The organism is Rhodococcus globerulus, from assembly GCF_019334125.1.
Classification (GTDB): Bacteria; Actinomycetota; Actinomycetes; order Mycobacteriales; family Mycobacteriaceae; genus Rhodococcus_F; species Rhodococcus_F globerula.
Genome location: NZ_CP079698.1, coordinates 3,683,188 through 3,705,412 on the forward strand (window position 1 = coordinate 3,683,188; position 22,225 = coordinate 3,705,412).

At 61.2% G+C, this 22,225-nt stretch carries 27 protein-coding genes and 1 tRNA gene; 15 read left to right on the top strand and 13 right to left on the bottom strand.

The window, feature by feature from the left end; all coding sequences use genetic code 11:
- Positions 1-3 precede the first annotated feature (3 nt).
- The gene (locus KYT97_RS16635) at positions 4-348 is read right to left on the bottom strand and encodes a YciI family protein (RefSeq protein WP_033233427.1); all 345 of its coding nucleotides are present in this window, start codon (positions 346-348) and stop codon (positions 4-6) included.
- Positions 349-489: 141 nt separating this feature from the next.
- On the opposite strand from KYT97_RS16635, the gene KYT97_RS16640 reads away from it, so the two are divergent.
- Both KYT97_RS16640 and KYT97_RS16645 read left to right on the top strand, forming a co-directional pair.
- A complete protein-coding gene (locus tag KYT97_RS16640; RefSeq protein ID WP_045065112.1) occupies positions 490-966 on the top strand; it encodes a DUF309 domain-containing protein in 477 nt (158 codons plus the stop codon).
- Positions 966-1,604, top strand: a complete 639-nt coding sequence (locus tag KYT97_RS16645; RefSeq protein WP_219110281.1) for an LON peptidase substrate-binding domain-containing protein — start codon at positions 966-968, stop codon at positions 1,602-1,604. Before KYT97_RS16640 ends, KYT97_RS16645 begins: the two co-directional genes overlap by 1 nt.
- A 6-nt stretch (positions 1,605-1,610) precedes the next feature.
- Here the strand turns inward: KYT97_RS16645 and KYT97_RS16650 are convergent, their stop codons facing one another.
- On the bottom strand, positions 1,611-2,426 hold the full coding sequence (locus KYT97_RS16650; protein ID WP_045065134.1) for a mycofactocin-coupled SDR family oxidoreductase: 816 nt from the start codon (positions 2,424-2,426) through the stop codon (positions 1,611-1,613).
- Positions 2,427-2,642: 216 nt separating this feature from the next.
- Between KYT97_RS16650 and KYT97_RS16655 the strand changes: the two genes are divergently transcribed.
- From KYT97_RS16655 to KYT97_RS16670, 4 genes are all read left to right on the top strand, one after another.
- Positions 2,643-3,422, top strand: coding sequence for an IclR family transcriptional regulator (locus KYT97_RS16655; protein ID WP_219110282.1), 780 nt, complete (start codon positions 2,643-2,645; stop codon positions 3,420-3,422).
- Positions 3,423-3,527: 105 nt separating this feature from the next.
- Positions 3,528-4,364 carry a mycofactocin-coupled SDR family oxidoreductase gene (locus KYT97_RS16660; protein WP_141486755.1) on the top strand — a complete coding sequence of 279 codons (837 nt, stop codon included), beginning with the start codon at positions 3,528-3,530 and terminating at the stop codon, positions 4,362-4,364.
- Positions 4,365-4,407: 43 nt separating this feature from the next.
- Positions 4,408-5,550, top strand: coding sequence for a 3-ketosteroid-9-alpha-monooxygenase, oxygenase component (locus KYT97_RS16665; protein ID WP_033233432.1), 1,143 nt, complete (start codon positions 4,408-4,410; stop codon positions 5,548-5,550).
- Entirely contained in the window at positions 5,547-5,780 is a 234-nt protein-coding gene (locus KYT97_RS16670) for a hypothetical protein (protein WP_033233436.1), read from the top strand. Before KYT97_RS16665 ends, KYT97_RS16670 begins: the two co-directional genes overlap by 4 nt.
- A gap of 5 nt (positions 5,781-5,785) precedes the next feature.
- On the opposite strand, the gene KYT97_RS16675 is transcribed toward KYT97_RS16670, so the two are convergent.
- Genes KYT97_RS16675 through KYT97_RS16685 form a run of 3 tightly spaced genes read right to left on the bottom strand, consistent with a single transcriptional unit; the run spans position 5,786 to position 8,672 of the window.
- Positions 5,786-6,409 (bottom strand): LutC/YkgG family protein, encoded by a 624-nt coding sequence (locus tag KYT97_RS16675; RefSeq protein WP_092804248.1) that lies wholly within the window; start codon positions 6,407-6,409, stop codon positions 5,786-5,788.
- Positions 6,406-7,926 carry a LutB/LldF family L-lactate oxidation iron-sulfur protein gene (locus tag KYT97_RS16680; protein ID WP_095887262.1) on the bottom strand — a complete coding sequence of 507 codons (1,521 nt, stop codon included), beginning with the start codon at positions 7,924-7,926 and terminating at the stop codon, positions 6,406-6,408. The genes KYT97_RS16675 and KYT97_RS16680 overlap by 4 nt, the downstream gene beginning before the upstream one ends.
- Positions 7,923-8,672 carry a (Fe-S)-binding protein gene (locus KYT97_RS16685; RefSeq protein ID WP_172937026.1) on the bottom strand — a complete coding sequence of 250 codons (750 nt, stop codon included), beginning with the start codon at positions 8,670-8,672 and terminating at the stop codon, positions 7,923-7,925. Before KYT97_RS16685 ends, KYT97_RS16680 begins: the two co-directional genes overlap by 4 nt.
- A gap of 184 nt (positions 8,673-8,856) precedes the next feature.
- Between KYT97_RS16685 and KYT97_RS16690 the strand changes: the two genes are divergently transcribed.
- The 3 genes from KYT97_RS16690 to KYT97_RS16700 all read left to right on the top strand — a co-directional run bounded on the left by KYT97_RS16690 (position 8,857) and on the right by KYT97_RS16700 (position 11,385).
- Positions 8,857-10,524 (top strand): L-lactate permease, encoded by a 1,668-nt coding sequence (locus tag KYT97_RS16690; RefSeq protein ID WP_219110283.1) that lies wholly within the window; start codon positions 8,857-8,859, stop codon positions 10,522-10,524.
- Between the two features lie 22 nt (positions 10,525-10,546).
- A complete protein-coding gene (locus KYT97_RS16695) occupies positions 10,547-11,257 on the top strand; it encodes a FadR/GntR family transcriptional regulator (protein WP_033233444.1) in 711 nt (236 codons plus the stop codon).
- Between the two features lie 54 nt (positions 11,258-11,311).
- Positions 11,312-11,385, top strand: a tRNA-Met gene (locus KYT97_RS16700).
- A 60-nt stretch (positions 11,386-11,445) separates the two neighbouring features.
- On the opposite strand, the gene KYT97_RS16705 is transcribed toward KYT97_RS16700, so the two are convergent.
- Both KYT97_RS16705 and KYT97_RS16710 read right to left on the bottom strand, forming a co-directional pair.
- Positions 11,446-12,018: a peroxidase-related enzyme gene (locus tag KYT97_RS16705; RefSeq protein ID WP_141486758.1), complete on the bottom strand. Its 573-nt coding sequence runs from the start codon at positions 12,016-12,018 to the stop codon at positions 11,446-11,448.
- 47 nt (positions 12,019-12,065) lie between these two features.
- Positions 12,066-12,620 (bottom strand): MarR family winged helix-turn-helix transcriptional regulator, encoded by a 555-nt coding sequence (locus KYT97_RS16710; RefSeq protein WP_245005849.1) that lies wholly within the window; start codon positions 12,618-12,620, stop codon positions 12,066-12,068.
- A 69-nt stretch (positions 12,621-12,689) separates the two neighbouring features.
- On the opposite strand from KYT97_RS16710, the gene KYT97_RS16715 reads away from it, so the two are divergent.
- Positions 12,690-13,415 (top strand): SDR family NAD(P)-dependent oxidoreductase, encoded by a 726-nt coding sequence (locus KYT97_RS16715; RefSeq protein ID WP_219110285.1) that lies wholly within the window; start codon positions 12,690-12,692, stop codon positions 13,413-13,415.
- Positions 13,416-13,431: 16 nt separating this feature from the next.
- Here KYT97_RS16715 and KYT97_RS16720 read toward each other — a convergent pair whose 3' ends face one another.
- On the bottom strand, positions 13,432-14,151 hold the full coding sequence (locus KYT97_RS16720) for a dienelactone hydrolase family protein (RefSeq protein ID WP_219110286.1): 720 nt from the start codon (positions 14,149-14,151) through the stop codon (positions 13,432-13,434).
- Positions 14,152-14,314: 163 nt separating this feature from the next.
- Here KYT97_RS16720 and KYT97_RS16725 point away from each other — a divergent pair, with 163 nt between their 5' ends.
- Complete coding sequence (locus tag KYT97_RS16725; RefSeq protein WP_003939930.1) at positions 14,315-14,518, top strand: cold-shock protein; 204 nt, start codon at positions 14,315-14,317, stop codon at positions 14,516-14,518.
- Positions 14,519-14,574: 56 nt separating this feature from the next.
- On the opposite strand, the gene KYT97_RS16730 is transcribed toward KYT97_RS16725, so the two are convergent.
- From KYT97_RS16730 to KYT97_RS16745, 4 genes are all read right to left on the bottom strand, one after another.
- Entirely contained in the window at positions 14,575-15,327 is a 753-nt protein-coding gene (locus tag KYT97_RS16730) for a Clp protease N-terminal domain-containing protein (protein ID WP_219110287.1), read from the bottom strand.
- Positions 15,328-15,385: 58 nt separating this feature from the next.
- Complete coding sequence (locus KYT97_RS16735) at positions 15,386-16,150, bottom strand: alpha/beta fold hydrolase (protein WP_245005850.1); 765 nt, start codon at positions 16,148-16,150, stop codon at positions 15,386-15,388.
- Between the two features lie 76 nt (positions 16,151-16,226).
- Positions 16,227-17,219, bottom strand: a complete 993-nt coding sequence (locus tag KYT97_RS16740; protein WP_045065162.1) for an ABC transporter substrate-binding protein — start codon at positions 17,217-17,219, stop codon at positions 16,227-16,229.
- Positions 17,220-17,343: 124 nt separating this feature from the next.
- Positions 17,344-17,982 carry a DUF2461 domain-containing protein gene (locus KYT97_RS16745; RefSeq protein ID WP_045065163.1) on the bottom strand — a complete coding sequence of 213 codons (639 nt, stop codon included), beginning with the start codon at positions 17,980-17,982 and terminating at the stop codon, positions 17,344-17,346.
- Positions 17,983-18,085: 103 nt separating this feature from the next.
- On the opposite strand from KYT97_RS16745, the gene KYT97_RS16750 reads away from it, so the two are divergent.
- The 4 genes from KYT97_RS16750 (at position 18,086) to KYT97_RS16765 (ending at position 21,080) form a co-directional block, all read left to right on the top strand.
- Positions 18,086-18,922: a mechanosensitive ion channel family protein gene (locus KYT97_RS16750; RefSeq protein ID WP_033233458.1), complete on the top strand. Its 837-nt coding sequence runs from the start codon at positions 18,086-18,088 to the stop codon at positions 18,920-18,922.
- Between the two features lie 82 nt (positions 18,923-19,004).
- On the top strand, positions 19,005-19,616 hold the full coding sequence (locus tag KYT97_RS16755; RefSeq protein ID WP_219112993.1) for a formylglycine-generating enzyme family protein: 612 nt from the start codon (positions 19,005-19,007) through the stop codon (positions 19,614-19,616).
- Between the two features lie 49 nt (positions 19,617-19,665).
- Positions 19,666-20,508, top strand: coding sequence for an alpha/beta hydrolase (locus KYT97_RS16760; protein WP_092804281.1), 843 nt, complete (start codon positions 19,666-19,668; stop codon positions 20,506-20,508).
- A 5-nt stretch (positions 20,509-20,513) separates the two neighbouring features.
- A complete protein-coding gene (locus KYT97_RS16765) occupies positions 20,514-21,080 on the top strand; it encodes a nucleotidyltransferase family protein (protein ID WP_116102641.1) in 567 nt (188 codons plus the stop codon).
- A 108-nt stretch (positions 21,081-21,188) separates the two neighbouring features.
- Here the strand turns inward: KYT97_RS16765 and KYT97_RS16770 are convergent, their stop codons facing one another.
- Positions 21,189-22,076 carry an SDR family NAD(P)-dependent oxidoreductase gene (locus KYT97_RS16770; RefSeq protein WP_095887273.1) on the bottom strand — a complete coding sequence of 296 codons (888 nt, stop codon included), beginning with the start codon at positions 22,074-22,076 and terminating at the stop codon, positions 21,189-21,191.
- Between the last annotated feature and the right edge of the window lie 149 nt (positions 22,077-22,225).

Genomic DNA, 22,225 nt, shown 5'->3' on the forward strand with positions numbered 1-22,225 from the left:
GAATCAGTCCCCGAACCCGGCCAGCGGACGCACCTCGACGCTGCCACCGTCACGGGCGCCGGGGCATCGAGCAGCCCACGCAAGCGCCGCATCCAAATCAGGAACGTCGATGACGTCGTAGCCGCCGAGGATCTCGCGGGTTTCGGCAAACGGCCCGTCGGTAACAGTCTTTTCCCCGGACGGCGAGACCCGAACCGTCGTCGTAGTGGTCAGGTCGGCGAGGGCATCGCCGGACACCCAGATACCGGCGTCCTTCATTTCCTTGTCGTAGATCTCCCAGTCCTCCATCGTGCACTGAGGTTCGGTGTCTCCGCCGGGTGCGGTGTAGATAAGCAACATGTACTTCATGGCTGAACTCCCTGGTCTGTTGTTTCTCTTCCGGCTTTCTTGCCTTACAACATGACGACGAACGGTTCTTCCTCAAATCGACAGACGACGCGAAAAAACTTTTGGCAGGCACTCCGACGAGCTGCCGCTAGGCTGAAGTTTATGTCCGAACGCGACCGCGATGTCGGCGGAAAGCCACTCAACGCACGCCCGCGCGACGGTCTCGGGCGCCCTCTGCCTCGCGATTCCGCTGACGGTGTTCCCCGAATTCCGGACGACGTGCGTTTACCGCCGGACGAGGCGATCACCGAGGCACAACGCCTCCTCGATCACGGGATGCCCTTTCATGCACACGAAATTCTCGAAGGAACGTGGAAAAACGCACCCGCCGAGGAGCGCGACCTGTGGCAGGGAATGGCCCAACTTGCCGTCGGGCTCACGCACTTGCTGCGCGGCAACACCACCGGCGCGGTATCGCTGTTGACTCAAGGGCACGATCGGATCAGGCACTACGAGATCGAAAGTCCCCACGACCTCGACATTGCAGGTTTACTGACATGGTCCGAGCATCTGATCGCAGAGATCGATCGTCCCGGAGATTTCCCCGCCCCTCCGATTCCGAGGTTGAGAATTCCCTGATGCCTATCTTCCCGATGTTCCCGCTCGGCTCCGCGTTGCTACCGGGTGAATTGCTGCCGCTCAACATCTTCGAGCCCCGGTACCGGGCGCTGGTCGAGAACGTTCTCGCGGCCGCTGACGGTCCACTGTTCGGAGTTGTCCTCATCGCTCGAGGTCACGAGGTGGGCGGAGGGGAATCACGCCACGATGTCGGCACATTGGCACGCATAGAATCCCATGTCGAGATGGGTGCCGGGCGGTATCAGTTGTACTGCCGGACGGAAGACCGAATTCGCGTCAAACAGTGGCTACCGGACGATCCTTATCCGCTTGCGGAGGTCGAATTATGGCCGGACGAGAACAACGGAACACCGGTCACCGCCTACGAATACGACTCTTTGCTCGAGCGCATCGAGTTCATGTACGGAATGTTGGGAAAGCTTGCACTGCGGGCCGGGGAACAGACTCCACGGATACCTGCACCACCCTCTCCCTTGGATCCGTTGGGTTCACGGCTGTACGCCCTGGCCCGCAGCGTTCCGATGGGCGACGCCGACCGCCTGGCGATATTGACCGCGCCAGGCGCCGACGAACGTATCCGCACACTGTCCGAAGCAGTCGAAAACACCATCGAGGTGGCGCAGTTCAATCTGCTCTGAGTGCGATTACGCCATGGTCTGACCCATATCGATGACGATCTTCGTTCCGGTGACTGCGCGGGAGAGATCTGTCGCGAGGTAGACCACCGCATTGGAGATGTCCTCGACCGTCGTGCGCGGAACGGAGGTGAGGGGCCACTTGTAGGAATTCATGTACTCGGGATGCGTTGTGAGCACCTTGCCGACGTTGGGATCGTTGCCCATCTCGGTCTCCACTGCGCCGGGGTGAATGCTGTTGACTCGAATGTCGAAGCTACCCAATTCCGTTGCTGCAGTGCGGGCCAAGCCCACGAGGCCGTGCTTGGCCGCCGAGTAGTGCGCACAACCGGGCGCTTCGGCGACGCCGGCAGCGCTGCTGACAAGCACAATGGAACCACCGTTGCCGGCCTCGATCATCGCGGGAACCGCAGCAGCCATCGTGCGCCAGACACCATTGAGATTGATGTCCACCAGCGTCGACCACTGCTCTTCCGGCATCTCCCAGAACCGATTCCACGTTGCGATACCGGCATTCGCGATCACGACGTCGAGGCGACCGAACTTCTCGACGCCTGACGCCACTGCCGCGCGCAGAGCCTCGAGGTCACGCACATCCGCTACCGCGGTGACGATCTCGCGCCCCTCGGCTCGAACGAGGCGCGCCGTTTCTTCGAGGTCGGCCTCGGTTGCAGCTGCGTAACCCACATCCTCGGACACGGACGCACACACGTCGACGGCGATGACGTCGGCACCTTCCTGAGCGAGTCGAATCGCATGATTGCGGCCCTGACCCCGCGCTGCTCCGGTAATGAAAACGACCTTGCCTGCCAACAGTTGTGTCATTCCACGGACGGTAATGCGACTGCGACGGGGCGAGGTCGTCGACTCCCGGACAACGGGAGCGGGAAAGGAAGTCGAGACGACGTCCTCTGCGCCGCACCTCGCACTCGACTTCCGAACACCGGGACTGACGTTTGAATGTGTCCTGCATCACCGCCACTGTTGTCAGCGAGTGGCGGGATACTCCCTGCCTCCGACGCAGTTGAGGACACCAAAGTCGTGAATGGAACGGTCACAACCTCCAAGGTCAGGCGAGCTACCCGAGAATCCATGTTGGCTCGCGTGACGTCGATTGTCGATGCATACACCTCACCGCACGAGCGGCTCAACCTCGAAGAACTGGCACTGCGGACCGGTTTGCCGCGATCGACTACCCACCGGATTCTCCTGGAGATGGTCGAACTGGATTGGCTCATGCGACACGATCGTGCGTACCGCCTCGGCCCTCGGGCGCTGGGCACGGTCGGCCCGGAAGTGGCGCAAGCGCATGTGCGTATTGCGGCCAACGACATCATTCGCGAGCTCTATCTGCGCACCGGCATGGTGATTCATCTCGGTGTTCTCCACGGTGGACACGAGTACTTTCTGGACAAGATGGGTGGACCGCTCGCCGCCGCGTTGCGCTCACGCGTCGGTGCACGATTTCCCGCGCACCGCGGCGCGGGTGGGCGTTCCATGCTGGCTCTGCTTTCCCCGGAAGAAGTCGATCCGATGATCGAGAGAAACCTTGCGACTGTACCTTCCGACGACCCTCGAGAATTGGATGCCCTGCACGCCGAACTTGCACGTATTCGTACGTCGCACGGCATCGCCTATCAATCGACCGGGAGGGTCCCGGGGTTCGGTTCCGGAAGAATCTCCAGCTTGGGTTGCGCGATAAGAACTCCCGACGGCGCGGTGGTGTCACTGTGTGTCGCGGGCGAGGCTGAGAAGGTTCATCTCGACCGAGTCACGCCACTGGTCAGGAAGGCCGCCGACGACCTAGCAGCAGCCGTTTGACCTGCTCCATCTCGATAGTCGAGATGCACCGACTGTCCATACAGAGCCTTTGGCTTACTGATTCGAGTACGGCACTAACTGCCCAAGAGGACGAGAGGAATCACCGTGGACGAATTCGAAGGCAAAGTTGCACTGATCACGGGAGCCGCACGAGGCCAAGGACGTTCTCACGCAGTGTCTTTTGCCGAGCGAGGCGCCGACGTCGTCATTGTCGATCGGTGCGAAAATCGTGAGACCGTCACATACCCCATGGCAACTGTCGAGGACCTGGACGAAACCGCACGGCTGATCGAGAAGACCGGACGCCGCGCGCTGATCGTACGGGCCGATGTGGCTGATCGAGCTGCGATGGACAGCGCGGTAGCGCAGGGAATCTCAGAATTCGGCCGTATCGACATCGCTGTCGCCAACGCCGGAGTGTCCGCAATGGGTGCCGTCCAAGCAACCTCGACAGCGCTGTGGGACGAAACAATCGGAAGCAATCTCACCGGGGTGTTCAATACCATCGGCGCCGTAGCACCGGGGATGATCGAACGCGGATACGGCCGGATCATCACCATCTCGTCGATGCTCGGCCGCCAAGGTGCGACAAACACCGCAGCCTACGTCGCGTCCAAGTGGGGCGTCATCGGGCTGAGCAAGAGTTCCGCGCTCGATCTCGCGCAGCACGGAATCACCGTCAATGTTGTTGCGCCAGGGAATATCAGCACTCCCATGATCCACAACGACAAGCTCTATCGGCACATGCGCCCCGACCTCGAATCCCCCACCGCCGACGATGTGGAACCCATCTTCCGGTCACTGCACAGCCAGCCTGTTGCCTGGCTTGATCCCTTCGAGATCACGCGCGCGGTGCTCTTTTTCGCTGCCGAGGGCAGCGCCCACATCAGCGGAACAGTCATGCCGGTCGACGCCGGTAACGCTGCCCGCGTCACCGGCTGATCACGCATCGCTCGAACAGTATTCGACCAAAGGAGCCTCACAAATGACAACATCAGTACCCGACTCAGACGACGCTATCCGCGAGATTCAGGCCGGCGACGCCCCCACCCGATTTGCTCGCGGCTGGCACTGTCTTGGCCTCTCTCGCGAATTCAACGACGGAAAACCGCACTCGATCAACGCTTTCGGCACCAAGCTGGTCGTCTTTGCCGGCGAGAGTGGTGACCTGAAGGTGCTGGACGCCTACTGCCGCCACATGGGTGGCGATCTGTCGCAAGGTGAGGTCAAGGGCGATTCGGTAGCGTGCCCATTCCATGACTGGCGTTGGGGCGGCAATGGTAAATGCACAGGAATCCCCTACGCCCGCCGTGTACCTCCGCTGGCCAAAACTCGCTCCTGGCCGACGCTCGATCAGGACGGAATGCTGTTCGTCTACAACGACCCCGAAGGCAATCCCCCGCCGCCAGAGGTAGCACCGCCGCGCATTCTCGGCGCACTGTCCGACGAGTGGACGGACTGGAAGGGCTTCAAGCAGATCGTCGTCAACACGAACTGCCGCGAACTCATCGACAATAACGTCGACATGGCGCACTTCTTCTACATCCACAAGTCATTTCCGACGTACTTCAAGAATGTCTTCGAAGGCCACGTCGCGGCTCAGTACATGAACGGCGTTGGCCGTGACGATTTTCGTCGGCCCGCCGCGGCCGGTGAACCGAAACTGTCCGGAAACAGTTCTTCGGCAGCGTATTACGGCCCGTCGTTCATGATCGACGAGTTGACGTACCACTACGAGAACTTCGATATCGAGTCGATTCTGCTCAATTGCCATTACCCGATCGACGAGAACAGTTTCGTGTTGACGTACGGCGTGATCGTCAAGAACTCCGAGCATCTCGACGGTGAAGCCGCGACCAGTATGGCCGAGAGCATGAGCGGGTTCATCAGCACCGGTTTCGAGCAGGACGTCGAGATCTGGAAGAACAAGGCACGCATCGACAATCCACTCCTCTGCGAACAGGACGGGCCGGTGTACCAGCTTCGCCGTTGGTACGAGCAGTTCTACGTCGACGTCGCCGACATCAGCCCGGACATGGTGGCCCGCTTCGAATACGAACTCGACACCACACGTCCCGTCGAGTCGTGGCGACAAGAGGTTGCCGACAACATGGCAGCACGTCAGTGAGCGAGGCTGTTCAGATCACCTGTGGGACATGCTCGGCCGAGGTTGTGGTGGAGAAGTTCAGTTGGCACCACACAACGGTGCAGTGGGACGCGGCGACGCTGTCCCACTGCACTGAACTCGGCGTTCCCGCAACCGCGACGCATGACATCGCCCCGATGCGCAGCTGCCCACGGCTACGCGACGCGATCAACGTGGCGGCAGTCGAAGGGAAGTTCGGCGACCTCGACTGACCCCCTCAGTCGACGATCACGACATGCAGATTTCGTGGGCCGTGAACACCTTCGACGCGCTCGAGTTCGATATCGGAAGTTGCCGACGGCCCACTGATCATGGTGGTGGGCCGTTCGGGGGTCAGCTTTGCCATCGCCTCGGGCACACCAACTTCCACGCTTGCGCGATGAACGACGCAAATGTGGGTATCAGGCACCAGAGTCAATGCGCGACGCCCCTGATCCGGACCGGCATCGAGAAAAATGGTGCCGGTCTCGGCGCAGGACACTCTGGACCCCGTAACCACCGCGTCCAGTCTCTCGAGCTCCGGCGCAGGCACCTCGGAGCTGTCGACCACCAGTTCGCCGCTGAAGCCGGCAACCCAGGAGCGGTCAAGGCCGACAGGTATACCCACGGTTTTCAGATCGTTCGCGATGAGAATGCCGTTGATCGTCTCCGCGATATCTGTTGTGCTGCACTGATAGACATGCGCCTTGTAGTCCACCAAACGGTCGACAAGAAGCTCGATGCGCTCGGCATCGGGCAAGGTTCTGCCGGTGCGGTAGTGGCGCGGGATTTCGGCATCGCGAGCCGGAGCCAGTGTGATGGCGTCACGGATACGTCCGAGCACCACTTCGCGTGAGTTCATTTGCCTGCCTTACCTTCGCGACGAGCCTCGTCCAGCGCTGCTCGGCCTTCGTCGGAGTCCCACCAGGACCGGAAGGTCTGCTTGGGCGGCGCCGGGATATCCCTGGCCGCGGTCCAGCCGTTCAGCGGCGGCGGAAGCGTCGAGATCTTGCCCTTCTTGCCGGCTACGATGCGGCCCAGCCCAGCGGCCTTCTGCGCGGCAGTCCAGCGCGTCGACGAGGACATCGCGAACGAGGCTGCCTTCATCGCCACCGATTCAGCCGTCACACCGGCCTGTTCCACCTTCTGGTGTCTCAATTCGACAAGCAGCGAAGGGATATCGATCTTGACCGGGCAGGCGTCGAAGCATGCGCCACACAGGCTCGAGGCAAAGGGAAGCGTCGAGTTGGGGTCGTCTTTGCCGTGCATCCCGGCCAGCTGCGGTGTGAGCACTGCGCCGATCGGTCCCGGATACGTTGATCCGTAAGCGTGTCCACCCGTGCGCTCGTAGACAGGACACACGTTGAGGCAGGCCGAGCACCGAATGCAGTTGAGCGCCTCGCGGCCGATCTTGTCGGCCAACGCGGCTGTGCGGCCGTTGTCGAGCAGCACAAGGTGAAACTCCTGTGGGCCGTCACCGGGCGTGACACCGGTCCACATCGAGGTGTACGGGTTCATCCGCTCACCCGTCGAGGATCGCGGGAGAAGTTGGAGGAAGACCTCGAGATCCTGATACGTCGGCAGGATCTTTTCGATGCCCATCACGGTGATGAGAGTTTTCGGCAGCGTCAGGCACATGCGTCCGTTACCCTCGGACTCCACGACAGTGAGCGTTCCGGTATCCGCGATCCCGAAGTTTGCACCCGAGATAGCTACCGGGGTGGTCATGAACTTGTGGCGCAGGAACTTTCGCGCAGCGCCGGCAAGGTCGGCCGGATTGTCCCCGAGATCGGGGTCCACATCGGGCATCTCACGCAGGAAGATCTCCCGGATCTCGGATCGATTGCGATGGATCGCGGGAACCAGGATGTGCGACGGTTTGTCGTGGCCGAGTTGAACGATCAGTTCGGCTAGATCGGTCTCGTACGCCAAAATTCCCTGGGTTTCGAGGTGTTCGTTGAGTCCGATCTCCTGCGTTGCCATCGACTTGACCTTGATGACCTCGTCGGAGCCGGTAGCTTTGACAAGCTCGGTCACAATGGCGTTGGCCTCGTTGGCATCTGCCGCCCAGTGAACGTGTCCGCCGCGAGCGATGACCGCAGCTTCGAACTGTTCGAGCAGTTCAGGCAACCGCGCCATGACGTCCGTTTTGATCGCAGATCCGGCGTCGCGCAACTCTTCCCAGTCCGGAAGCTCACCCGTTACATTGAGGCGCTTGGCGCGAATGGTGTGCGTGGCCTTGCCGATATTGCGTCGTAGTTGCGCATTGGCCAGCTCGTGATGCGCTGCGACGGGGAACTTTTCGGTTCCGCGCAGAAATCCCGCACCTTCGGGCGACCTCGGGGGAAAGCTGGGTAGACCCAGCGTCACGGCGCTCATGCGTGCACCCGGCTTTCCACAGATGCCAGGATCTCAGCGAGGTGAATGGTCTTGGCACCCATCTGCAGTCGCGACATTCCGCCGCCGATATGCATGAGACAGGACGAATCTCCGGCGCTGCAGAACTCTGCGCCGGTGTCGGCCACATGGCGAATCTTGTCGGCCAACATGGCCGTCGACGTCTCGGCGTTCTTGATGGCAAACGTGCCGCCGAATCCGCAGCAGGAATCGGCTTCGGGGAGTTCCACCAGGTCGATGTCGCGAACGTTGCGCAGCAACTGGAGCGGCTTGTCGCCTACCCGCAGCATGCGCAGTGAGTGACAGGTCGGGTGATAGGTGACCCGGTGCGGGAAGTACGCGCCGACATCAGTGACATCGAGAACGTCTACGAGGAATTCGGAGAGTTCGTACGTCTTTGCCTTCACCGTCTGCACCTGCCCACACAGTGACGCTGTGCCGTAGCGCTCGGCAACAATCTCATGCTGATGCCGGATCGAACCGACGCACGATCCCGACGGCGCGACAACAGCGTCGATCGACGTGTCACCGAACGTATCGGCGTAGTTCGCGACCAGCGGCAGCGCGCCCGGCTGATAGCCGGTGTTGACGTGCATCTGCCCGCAGCAGGTCTGTCCGGGCGGAAACACGACGTCGTGCCCAAGACGGGTGAGCAGGAGGGCGGTGGCCTTGGCCGCATCAGGAAACATCGTGTCTCCGATGCAGGTGGCGAACAGCGCTACTCGCATGTGATCTCCGCAATCTTTCGGTGTGGTCAGACCACAGTAAAGCACGGTCAGCGCCACAAGGAACCCGAATACCCCGAAAAAACAAAAAATCCACACAATGCTCGATTGTGAGCCGGGTCATGGTGTACGTTCCTGTGGTCCGACCACACAAACCGTCATTCAGACCGCCTGTCAGGAGATACCAGTGGCTACCGAGCTACTCGCGGTGACTTTCACACCGTCCACTACCGCGATCGGCGGGTCGTTGACCGCGTCGGCGCTCGTCGGGCTGCTTCCCCTGGCGACGTTCTTCGTCCTTCTGACCGGATTCAAACTCAAAGCCTGGTACTCCGGACTCGGCGCGCTGGCAGTTGCCGCGATCGTGGCTGTCGTCGGCTTCGACATGCCCACGTCGCTGACAGCACTCTCGGCTCTCCAAGGCATCACCTTCGGGCTCTTTCCGGTCATGTGGATCGTGGTCACCGCCATTTGGTTCTACGAATTGACAGTCGTCAGTGGACGTTTTGAAGACTTGAGACGCGTCTTCAATACCGTGGGCCGGGGCGATATGCGCGTGCAGGCAATGCTCATCGCATTCTGCTTCGGCGGAATGCTCGAAGCGCTCGCAGGTTTCGGAGCTCCCGTCGCTATTACCGGCGCCATGCTCATCGCACTCGGCATGCCGCCGATCCGCGCGGCCGTGACCGTCCTGGTCGCCAATACGGCACCGGTTGCCTTCGGCGCCATGGCAATTCCGATCACGACGGCCGGTAACCTGACGGGCATTCCCGCTACCGAGATCGCAGCCGTCGTCGGTCGTCAGACTCCGATCCTGGCACTGTTCGTACCGCTTCTGCTTCTGTTCCTGGTTGACGGAAAACGCGGAATGAAGCAGGTCTGGCCCATCGCATTGGTCACCGGTGCCGTTTTTGCGCTCGCACAGTTCTGGTGCTCCAGCCACTTCTCGTACGAATTGACCGACGTCGTCGCATCTCTCGCCGGCCTCGCGGCTGCGGTGACGATGCTCCGCTTCTGGCATCCCGCCACTCCCGACGATCAGCGTTCCAAGGTCGAACCCGAAAAGCTCAGTCCGTCAAGAACCTTCCTGGCACTTTTCCCCTACCTTCTCGTAGTCGTGGTCTTCGGCGTCGCCAAACTCTGGACCGCCGGATTCGACCTCCCCGCCTGGCTGAGCAAGACTGACCGCAAGGTCGAATGGCCTGGTCTGTACGGAAATCTGCTGACCGACACGGGAACTCCCTCGTCGAGCGCGATGTACACGTTCTCGTGGCTGTCGAACCCCGGCACGCTGCTCTTGATCTGCGGCATCATCGTCACAGCCGTGTACGGATTCTGGACTCACGGCGGACGATTCCCGTTGACCGCCAGGCAATCGCTGACCACGTTCGGTACAACAGTCGTGAAGATGCGTCTAGCCATTGCGACGGTCGCCACTGTGCTCGGCTTGAGCTACGTCATGAACCAGTCCGGACAGACCGTCTCGATCGGCACCTGGCTGGCCGGCACCGGTGCTGCATTTGCCTTCTTCTCCCCCATGCTCGGCTGGCTCGGTACAGCCGTGACCGGTTCAGACACCTCTGCAAACGCCCTGTTCGCCAAGCTGCAGCAGGTTGCTGGACAAACCGCGGGCATCGATCCGACATTGTTGGTCGCGGCCAATACATCGGGTGGTGTCGTAGGAAAGCTGGTCAGCCCCCAAAACCTGACGATCGCCGCGACCGCAGTCGGCCAGGTGGGCAGCGAGCCCATCCTGCTGCGCAAAGTCATCGGATACAGCCTCAGCATGCTGCTGATCCTCTGCACGCTCGTGTATCTGCAGTCCACACCGGTCCTGTCGTGGATGCTCCCGTAAGCGCCACCTAGGCTCTTGGCTCATGCCCTCCGATTCGAGTCCACGCGCGTGGGAACAAGTACTGACGCACCTGGAGAAGCGGCTGACCTCGGGAGAAGTCGTCCCGGGTCAGCGGCTTCCGGGTGAGCGCATTCTGGCGGCCGAACTCGGCGTCGGCCGATCATCGGTACGCGAGGCTCTACGCGTCATGGAAGCACTCGGACTACTCAAAGCCCAGACGGGATCCGGCCCGACCTCCGGCGCGATGATCGTGGCCCGCCCTACCGGCGGCATGACCATGCTGATGCGGATGCAAGTTGCCGCACAAGGGTTTCCGGTGACAGATGTAGTGAAGACGCGCCTGGTTCTCGAAGCCGAGGTCATGCAGGAACTTGCGCGGACGCAACCCACACCGGACCTGGGAGCCGCTGTCGAATTACTCGACTCCATGGACAACCTTGATCTCAGCGCACACGAGTTCCTGATCCTCGACGCACAATTCCACGTTGCGCTGGCCGATGCTGCCGGCAACCAGGTTGTCGCGGCCATGATGACGGGGCTGCGCGAATCCATCGAGGCGTACGTCCTCTCCGGAGTGAACCTGGAGTGCTGGCCAACCACGTGCTGCCGGCTCCGAAATGAACACCGCGGAATAGTCGACGCCGTGCAGGCCGGAGATCCTGAGTTGGCGCGCGAACGCATCACCGGTCACATCCGTGGGTACTACGCGGAGAGCACCCACACCGGGGCCTGAACGTGGGTTGGTAATTGCACCCGTTTTTGTAGTGTAAGGTTGGTTTCACACCGACGCGGGGTGGAGCAGCTCGGTAGCTCGCTGGGCTCATAACCCAGAGGTCGCAGGTTCAAATCCTGTCCCCGCTACAAAGTGAAGGCCCGTAGGTTGCGCAAGCAACCTACGGGCCTTTTGCTGTGCGCGCCAATTCAGGAACGAGCCACCCGGCCCATCAGATAGAACTCCGGATTCGGCATCATCCCCGAGAAACTGGCCATTCTGTTGCTCAGGCCGAAGAACGCGGTAACAGCAGCGATGTCCCAGGCGTCCTCGTCACCGAAGCCGTGCTTGTGCAACGCCTCGAAATCCGCATCGCAGATCTCGTGCGACGCGGAGTTGACCTTGGATGCGAAGTCGAGCATCGCCCGCTGACGATCGGAGATCTCCGCTGTCCGATAGTTCACTGCCACCTGATCGGCAACCAGCGGCTTCTTTTCGTAGATGCGCAGGATCGCACCGTGCGCGACCACACAGTACGTGCATTTGTTCGCCGCCGAGATGGCGGTAACGATCATTTCACGATCACCCTTGGTGAGCGCCGAGTCTTCCTTGAGCATGATCGCGTCGTGGTAGTCGAAGAAGGCCCGAAACTCTGCCGGACGACGCGCGAACATCAGGAACACGTTGGGCACGAACCCTGATTTTTCCTGAACAGCAAGGATTTTGGCAGCGATATCCTCGGGCACGTCGGCCAGCTCTACTTGCGGAAAACGGTCGGTCACAGTGCCTCCTGGGCTGTCAGCCAATGATCAAATTAAGATAATCACCATTAACTGAGTTGTCCAGGGGCTCCGACATGCATCGCACCCGGATCCCCTAGTTCGCCATGCAGTCCGCTCAAGAAGATCCGCAACAACTCCGTGAGTTGCGCCTGCTGGGGAGCAGACAGCACCGAAACCAAGTCGGCCTCGCGGCCGAGCACACGGTCGACCAATTGCTCCACCACCTCATGCCCCGCGGCCGTCAGCGACACGTCGACAACCCTCGATCCCGACGTCGCCGACCGCTCCACCAAACCGGCAGCTTCAGCCCGAGCCAGCCTTTGTGAAATTGCGCCTGCCGTCACTCCGGTCCGTTCGGTGATCTGACGGGTCGTCAATCGATACGGCTCCCCAGCTCTCCGCAAGACGCTCAGCAGATCAAGCGTTGCCGTATCTGCGCCCGCGGCGGTAAGGATTCGCCGTCGGTCCTCACCGAGGAGTTTTGCGCACGCCCACAGCCTGGTCACGATGCCGATCCCCTCGACCGGAGTTCCCGGACGCTCACGCAACCAGGCCAAGGCAATCGCGTCGACGTCGTCGTCAGGGTCCAAGCCACCAGTCACATTGCACCTCATTTAGATCTAAATGATACGTTCTCGTATAGACCTAAACGTAGCTCACTGGAGGAAGACATGACACGCACAGTTCTGGTCACCGGCGGCGGAACCGGCATCGGCCGCGCCGTAGCAGCCGCATTCGCTCAGAGTGGCGACACAGTGTTCATCACCGGACGACGCACCGGACCGCTCGAGCAGACAGCGAGCGAACTGAGCTCGAACGTCCACGCCGTAACCTGCGACAACTCCGACCCGAAGGATCTGAAGCGGCTTCAAGACACGCTCCCGGCAAACCTCGACGTCGTAGTGCATTGCGCGGGCGGTAACACGGACTTCGATCGAGAGGCGCCGTCGGATCTCGATACCTTGGCCGCCGGATGGCGAGCCAATCTCGATTCCAATCTATTGTCGGCGGTTCTGACCACTGCTGCCGTCCGCGATCGCCTCACCCGCGGCGGCCGCGTCATCACTATCGGATCCATCGCCGCAGACAAAGGTGCGGGCGCCTACGGCGCAGCCAAAGCTGCTGTCGCAACCTGGAATATCGACCTTGCCGCCGAATTGGGTCCACTGGGAATCACCGCGAACATAGTTTCTCCCGGCTACATCGCCGACACCGAATTCTTCCGTGCCGTTCTCACCGACGCTCGACGGGAGGCACTGATCGAAGCCACGAGCACCAAGCGCGCCGGGACTCCGGAAGACGTCGCTGCCGCAGTCCTCTTCCTGGCCTCGGCGGGCGCCGGACAGATCACCGGCCAGGTAATCGCGGTCAACGGCGGAGAACGAACAAGTCGTTGATCTAGCCGCCGTCGATCTAGCGCAGATGACGGCCGAAGAACGCGTCGATTCTCCTCCAAGCATCTTCTGCCGCAACCGGATCAGGGCCCATCCCGAGGATTCGCTCCAGCGGACGCAGCACCTTGGGACCGGCTTCGGCATCGTTGAGGAACGCGTGTCCGGCCGTCGGATATTCCTTGATGTCGTGTTCGACGCCGGCCCTGTTCAGGGCGGTTTCCAGTTTCAGCGCCGCACCCCGCAAGGTGACGTCCTTGCCGCCGAAGCTACCCACCAGCGGGCATGAATCTGCCACTGCCGCATCAAGTTTTCGCGGGAGCTGGCCGTAATTGACCGAAGCGACGTCAAAATCTTCGGCGCTGATCAGCGCGAATCCACCGCCCATACAAAATCCGATGACACCGATCTTCCCGCTGCAGTCCGCGGATTCGACCAGCCAGTTTCGTGCGACCCCGATGTCGGTAAACGCCCGCCCCTGCCCGCGGAGCATCGACGTCATCGTCGGTACGAGGCAGCGCCTCGCCCCACCCGCGCTGTACAGATCCACGGCCAACGTCAGAAAGCCGGCGCCGGCGAGGCGCTGCGCTTGCCGCCGCATGACGTCGTCGAGCCCGAAAGCCTCGTGAATCATCACCACACCCGGCCACTGGCCAGGGGTGTCGGGAGTTTCGAGGATGCCACGGAGCGGTTGGGATCCGCCGACAACTGCGGCGCGGGCCGTCAGATCGATGTCCACCATTACCCGATCGTAAGCATTTGCCTGGTAAATGTGCCCGATTCACCCCATCTGAAGTGCGTTTTCGCACGCGGGCGTGCGCCCTGTTGCGCGGCATGGGAGGATGGGGGAATCGAGATCGGGACTTCGATGTGAAACCCGGATCGATTTTGTAGGGAGTATTTGTATGGCACAGGGCATCGTGAAGTGGTTCAACGGCGAAAAGGGCTTTGGTTTCATTGCTCCCGACGACGGAACACCGGACGTGTTCGTTCACTACTCTGAGATCTCAGGCAACGGCTACAAGTCGCTCGACGAGAACCAGCGTGTGGAGTTCGAGGTTGGCCAGGGCCAGAAGGGCCCCCAGGCCACCAATGTGCGCGCTGTCTAGTCAGTGACACAAGAAGAGGGTCGTACCCGCAAGGGTACGGCCCTCTTCTGTTTCTCCTACTGCTCTTGATCGTCCGCACGGGCTTTGATCACAGCAGCCACCGCGGCCTCGATATTCGATTCCGCGACAGCTTTGTCGACGCCGAGGTCGCTCAGAACACCGGAACCGTCCTCGAGTTCCAGCAGTGCTAGCAAGATGTGTTCGGTTCCGATGTAGTTGTGCCCCAAGCGAAGAGCCTCACGGAAGGTCAGTTCGAGAACCTTCCGGGATTGAGCGTCGTACGGGATGAGTTGCGGCAACTCCTCTGATTCGGCCGCAGGCAAAGCCTCTACGATGGCCGTGCGGACTGCGGCAGGTTCGATCCCCTGCGCTGCAATTGCCTGTGGTCCTAACGCTTCCGGTTCGGTCAGGAGCCCGAGAACAAGATGTTCGGGTCGAATCTCCGCATTACCGGCCGCTCGGGCTTCGTTCTGCGCAGCCATCACCACATTCTTGGCACGAACCGTGAACCGACTGAAACCGTCTTCGGGAACCATCAGCTTGCCCTCACCAGCCGCTTTCGGCACAAAACGCTTCTGCGCGGCTTGTTTGGAGACGCCCATGCTCCGACCGATGTCGGTCCACGACGCGCCTGAGCGCCGCGCCTGGTCTACGAAGTGACCGATCAGGTGATCAGCTACTTCACCGAGATGATCAGCGGCAACCATTGCGTCGGACAATTGATCCAACGCGTCGGTGTGAACTTTCTTGATGGCGGCGATGAGGTCGTCGAGACGGACTTGGTTTGTCATCTTCACTGGATCACCCATGCGTCAACCATAAGTTGACGCACGAGAATCGTCAACCCTGGGTTGACGATCGGCGGCTTCAGGAAAAGAACTCGCGCAACACCGGCACCATTGCATCGTCGGACACACCGTGTGCCTGCCCTGGAATCTCCAGCGCCTTTGCTCCCCCGATCCTTTCGCTGATTCGCGCCGCCGAGGAGCGGCCCCACTGCCCACTGTCACCGCCGTGCATGACCAAGGCGGGGACGGCGGCCGAGGTCAGCCAATCGAGCGACTGACTGCCGTGGTTACAGATGGCGACGTCGTACGGCAGGGTGTGAGCAATGGCGCACATGCCTGGCCAGTCCGAACTCTGCTTCATCTCCTCGACCATGTGCGACGACGCACCGGTCAGTGAGAGGAACCGCACCACCGCCCCCTCCTTGTCCCCGGCGGCAACCAATCGCCAGAGGTCACCCAGCGCGGCCGCATCCGACTGACCTTCGTCCATGTACGGCGCCTCGTAGACGGCAAGCTTCCTCATCGGAACGCCCTGCGCCGCAGCTTCCAACGCCAGTGCGGCGCCCGAAGAAAGCCCGTAGACCAGCGGCACCTCCCCAGTAGCGGCGATAACGGCGCGCAAGTCCTCCACCTCGGCCCCGATGGAATATGCACTGCCGTCGCCGCTGTCTCCGCGACCACGCCTGTCGTAGGAGTACACGGTGAAATCTGCTGCCAGCTCTGCGGCCAGGGAGTTGAACCACTGCCGATCGCAGAACGCTCCGGCGACAAGAACCACTGCTGGTCCTGCGCCGGAGCGTTCGTACGCGATCATTGTTCCGTCCGCGGAGCGCACTGTGTCCATGACCATCTCCTAGGGTTGGAGGACATCTCCTTCCCTGATTAGACCGCCGCAGACTCCAGAAGTCACCGATTCGGCATCAGCTGATTTTGGCGTACAGAGCATCCCACCCCTGGGCGACGTACGAAATGGTGTAGATCGAACCGTAGAAAGTCGATCCGCCGAGGTTAGTGACGTTGCCCGCCTGCACCGCAGGGAGTCGCTGCCACAGCTTGCTGGCCACCAACGCCTGATACGCCGCACTGTCCTCGTCCTCGGTGATCATGAAACCGTCGACGCCGGCCAGTACGTCCAAACCCTCGAGGCTGACGCCGCCTTCCGGATCCAGACCTTCCGCAGTGACGGTCTTTCCGCCGATATCGCCGAGCGTCATGTCACTGGGCTTGTCGCCCTTTTCCGACGTACGAATACTGGTGACGTACAGAGTGTTGGTGTCCGGCAGGAATGACACACTCGCAACCGTCTTCGACGCGATCTTCTCGGCATGACGCGATTGAATATCCGCAATGAGGTTGTCGTAGTCGAGAATCAGCTGGTCGAGCGTCTCGGTTCGGCCGAGCCAGCCCGACAGCCTGGTGAGGTTGGTTCGCCAGTCGTCGGTGAACTCGGTGGTGAGAACCGGTGCGATGGTCTGCATTTCACCAACGGGCCACCACTCACTTTCATAGTTCAGGCACACGATCAAGTCAGGTTCGAGCGCAAGAATCTGCTCACGATTAGGGATTTCGGACAGGAAAGGCACCGATGCGTCGACGGGCACCCAGGGCGTGGCCTTTGCATAGGTGTATCCGACCAGCGGAAGCTCCAGCGCCACAGCAGGTTCGAGATCGAGCCGAGAGTCGATCGCGACCACACGCTTGGGCTCGACGGGAATGTCGTACGTTCCGAGCGGGGTGGTCACCGAGCGCATTTCGTTTGCGGCGGCACTACTTCCGCTCTCGCCGCACGCCGCGAGAAAAGCACCCAATCCGGCGATGCCTGCACCGATTCCGAATTGGCGTCGAGTCAGATTCGAGACGATGCGATTATCGGTGTACCCCCGCGGGAGCAGCAGGGTAGATGAAGCGGGCATGTGCGCGGACCTTCCAGAAGAACGTGATCATCCGCCCTTCGCAGGCGAATAAGGATGCCCTAATAGAGTACGTACCGCGCATCGTCGCGACCGGCCCAGAAGTGTTCGGTTCCGGCCACTGTTCTCAGTTTGCCCCCAGCACCTGCCCGGACCACTCGACCAACGGCGTCAATGCGCGCCACGCCTTGCGGACTTCCTTCAGCGTCCGAGGACTGTCCAACCACGACGGACTGGGATAGCTGCGGCCGGCCGTCAACGACTTGTGCCGCAACAGTTCGATGCGCGGATGATCAACGGTGTACCCGCGCGGCGCCGTCTTGAGCGTGTCACCACCCACCGTGAATCCGGCCTTGCGCACACCTGCGAGAATCTTCTCGAGTTCCGCACCTCGGACGGCGTCGTCGACCGCCGCTCGGTACCGCGCAATCGTTTCGGACGTGCTGGCGTAGAAGCCCCCGGCAACCATCAGGCCCGCCGCATCGATCTGAACGTAGTAGCCACAACTCTGCGCAAGGCCCACAAAAGCACCTTGGTGCGTCTTGTACGGAATCTTGTCCTTCGAGAAACGCACATCGCGGTACGGCCGAAACAGTTTGGCTGTGCCGAACTCGTCTTCCAATTCCGTGACCAACGCCGCCATCGGTCGACGAACGATCTCGTCGTACGTCTCCTTGTTGGCCGCCCACCACACCTTGCTGTTGTCCGCTTCGAGATCCTCGTAGAAGTCGAGTGCAGCAACAGGTATTCCAGTGAACGCAGCCATGCGTAAAGCGTAGTCGTACCGGTTAGAGAGGCCATCACCTCCCGATGTGAGCCATGCGCTGCAGTGATGCCCCGATCGGGCAGAATCCGTAGACTGCGTGGGGATGATTTCCGAAATGCAGGCCTGGCAACTGACCGATACCAATCGAGACTGGCTCATCCACCGACCCATCGAAATCGCGATCTATGTGGTGCTGGCGGTAATTCTGCGATTCGCTCTGCACCGTGTGATCGATCGAATGTCGAACGGGCGCAAGCCTTCGGTGAACGCACGCAGGACACAGCGTGCCCGCACCATTGGTTCCGTCCTCAAATCGACCGTCTCCATTGTCATCCTGGTCTGGTGTGTGCTGCAGATTCTCGGGATCCTGGGTGTCAACGTTGCACCGTTCATCGCCTCTGCCGGCGTCATCGGCCTCGCCATCGGTTTCGGCGCACAGAATCTGGTGCGTGACTTCCTCTCCGGAATCTTCATGCTGCTCGAAGACCAGTACGGCGTCGGTGACGTCGTAGATCTGGGTGATGCGGTGGGCACTGTCGAAACCGTCGGTCTGCGCGTCACCACGGTCCGAGATGCAAACGGAACCTTGTGGTACTGCCGTAACGGTGAGATTCTCCGAGTCGGAAACATGAGTCAGGGCTATGCGACCGCTGTACTCGATCTCCCCATCGCCCACAACGCCAACGTGCACCGGGCATGCGAAGTCGCAACGCGGGCCGTACTCGAGGCGGCTGAATCCGACTCCATCCGATCGGACATGATCGAAAAGCCGGAGATGCTGGGAGTCAATTCCGTTACTGCAGAATCGATTACCATCCGGGTTACCGCGCAGGTCAAACCAGGCCGACAGTGGGCAGTCCAGCGTGCATTTGCCCGCTCCGCCCTGACTGCGTTCGAGCAACACGGGATCGAGGCGCCATACCTACCGATCCTCCGCTGAGCAAAACTATTGACGCCGGTGCCTTCGACGGATGCAATTACTCGAGCACAGAGGGAGTTACGTGAGAACAGCGTCGGAGTTGATGATCGACATACCCGGCGGCGTGGTCGATCTGCGTGACGACCGCAAGGCCACCCGTTGGAGCGTCGACATCGCTCCCTTCCGGATGGCTCGATACGTCACGACCATGCGCGATTCAGCGAATCCCAAGGTCAACGTGTCCTGGATCGACGCGATCGCAGCGTGCAACAGCCTGTCAGCGCAGGACGGACTGACACCTGCCTATCACGACATCGACAGTGAATCTCCGACGTGGGATCGCACATCGAATGGCTACCGGCTCCCCACCGAAGCGGAATGGCAGTACGCCTGCAAAGCCGGGACTCCCGGGTATCGCTACGGCCCGATCGATGAAATCGCCTGGTACGAAGCAAACTCCGGTGACACTTGCCATCCTGTCGGATCGAAGGCCCCGAACGCGTGGGGACTTCACGACATGATCGGCAACGTCTGGGAATGGTGCTGGGATCTCTACGACCCGGAGGTATACGGCACTTACCGCATCTTCCGCGGTGGCAGTTGGGCGGAGATGGCGCGGGGTTGTGGCGCCAGCGTTCGGCGTCGTAGCCACCCGAGCTTCGCAATCGACGACTTAGGGTTCCGTATCGCCCAATCTGCCGGTCCCGGCGCATAACATGTGAAGAATCCGCACACCGGAACCGGTGGGGAGAGAGGGCACAACAATGCAGCGTGAAGAGTCGTCGTTCACCGGAGTGTCCGGCACCAAGATCGTTTACGACGTGTGGACGCCGGACCGTGAGCCCACCGGCATCCTTGTCCTGTGCCACGGACTCGGGGAGCATGCTCGGCGCTACGACCACGTGGCCGCGAGACTGGGTGAACTCGGTCTGGTCGTGTACGCACCTGATCATCGTGGGCACGGACGTTCCGGCGGCAAACGCGTCCACCTCAAGGAGTTCTCCGACTTCACCGACGACGTCAACACCCTCTTCGGTATCGCCACCGCCGCCTATCCCGGCAAGGACAAGTTCCTTCTCGGCCACAGCATGGGCGGCGCGATTGCACTCTCGTACGCCCTGGATCATCAATCGGATCTCAAGGCATTGGCGCTCTCAGGACCTGCCGTGATCATCGCCACCGGTACTCCCAAAATCGTCATGCAGGTGGGCAAGTTCCTCGGCAAGTACCTCCCGGACGTTCCGGTCGAGAGCCTGGAAGCTGCGGCGGTGTCTCGCGATCAGAAGGTAGTCGACAAGTACAACGCAGATCCATTGGTCCATCACGGCAAGGTCCCGGCCGGCATTGCGCGTGGAATGATCACGGCGGCAGAGGGATTCCCAGCTCGCCTGCCGTCGCTCACCATTCCTGTTCTACTGCAGCATGGTTCAGCCGACAGACTCACCGACCCGGCCGGAAGCAAGCTGGTCGCAGACCTCGCCGGCTCCCCTGATGTGACCCTGAAGGTCTACGACGGCCTATACCACGAAATCTTCAACGAGCCTGAGCAGGAAGAAGTTCTGAACGATCTTGTCGAGTGGCTGCGCCCTCGCGTTAGCGGAGCTTAGGTTCGATGACACCGTGCGGGATCCTCTTGGCCGCAGGCGGAGGATCCCGCATGGGCACACCCAAGGCGTTGAAGTTCGACGCCGACGACCGATCATGGCTACGCCGCGGTGTGTCGACTCTCCGCGACGCGGGCTGCGCGCCGGTCATCGTGGTGCTCGGAGCTCGAGCAGCCGACGCCGCAGCACTCCTGCTGCCTGAGTCCACGGATACCCTTGTGGTGGAATCAGACTGGCAGAAAGGCATGAGCGAATCACTACGCTCAGGCCTGGAGGCGGCACAGAACCTGGATGCTGTTGCCGCTGTCATCACGCTCGTCGACCTACCGGACCTCGACACCACGACCATCACCCGGGTGATCGGCCCGACGGTTCAGTCAGATGACCTCCGACGCGCTGTATTTCACGGCGCCCCAGGACATCCCGTTGTCATCGGCCGCGATCACTGGCCGGCTCTGATCGCTTCCCTGGCGGGCGACAGCGGCGCCAACGCGTATCTGCGCACGCACCACGCCGATCACGTGGAATGCTCAGACCTGAGCACCGGCCGGGACGTGGACTACCCGCAGGCCTGAGAGCGGTCGGAGCCGTGTCCCGCCATTTCGACAACGCGTGGCGTACGCGGGCACTCCGTCCGCGTCCATCTGAGCAGCGGATGCTCTGCTGCTGTGCGCCGCCCGAGCTCACAAACCGGCCGGGGCGATGTTGGGATTCGCCCATGCAGGCGGTTCCCGGCGCGGCATCGAGCCCTGACCGTCCAGCGTCTTCACCTCGAGACCTTGATGCCAGGGAAAGTGCAAGCTGAACGCCACGAGCCCGGTCCGTTCATCGGCAGGAACAGTGCACATCGCGAAGACTGTCTCCACGAGGTATTCGACTGGTTCCGTCTCGTAGCCTGCAGGAAGTAGTGCCTCGGCGCCAGGCGTCGAAATAGCTGTCGACGGCCCAACCGCGTTGACTGCGATGTTGTCGTCGAGTAGTTCCGCTGCGAGGCCCTGAGTCAAGCGATGCAGGGCAGCTTTGGCTGCCGCATAGATGACGTCACCCGATGTCTTGTTGTACTCACGGAACGGCCTGATCGGACTCAGCCCTGTTGACGACCCGATGTTCACGATCCACCCCGCGCCGCGGGAACGCATGTGCGGAATTGCATTGTGTGCCAGCACGAAAGGTGCACGAATATAATGCTCCATGGTTCGGTCGAACGTCTCGAGCGACATCTTGTCGATGGTCGAGTAGTCTGCAAACCCCGCATTGTTGACCAGGATATCGATTCCACCGGTGGCCTCGACAACGCGGTCGATCAGGGTGTCACGCGCGTCGGCATCTTCCAGATCTGCCGGAATAGCCAGCGCTCTACCACCATTCACCTCGATCATCGCGATGGTCTCGGCAAGCGAGCCTTCGACTACGACGCTATCCCCGCCTCGAATCGCCGATGTCGGGCCGGACGATCGTGCGGTGACCACCACCGTCGCACCTTCGGCCGCAAGTCGGCGAGCAATAGCACGTCCGATACCGCGACTACTTCCGGTGACCAACGCCGTCTTGCCCGTCAATGACTTTGTCATTTGGTGCTCTCAGTCGTAGGTTTCGAGGGGCGCAGGTGGTTAACGCGAATCTCATATCTTCAGGCTCGCTTGGCCCCTCGACAGGTTCCGCTCACCAGAATGATGCATTGGACACCGAAGTGGTTGCCGCTCTCCCACGTGGCGGGAAA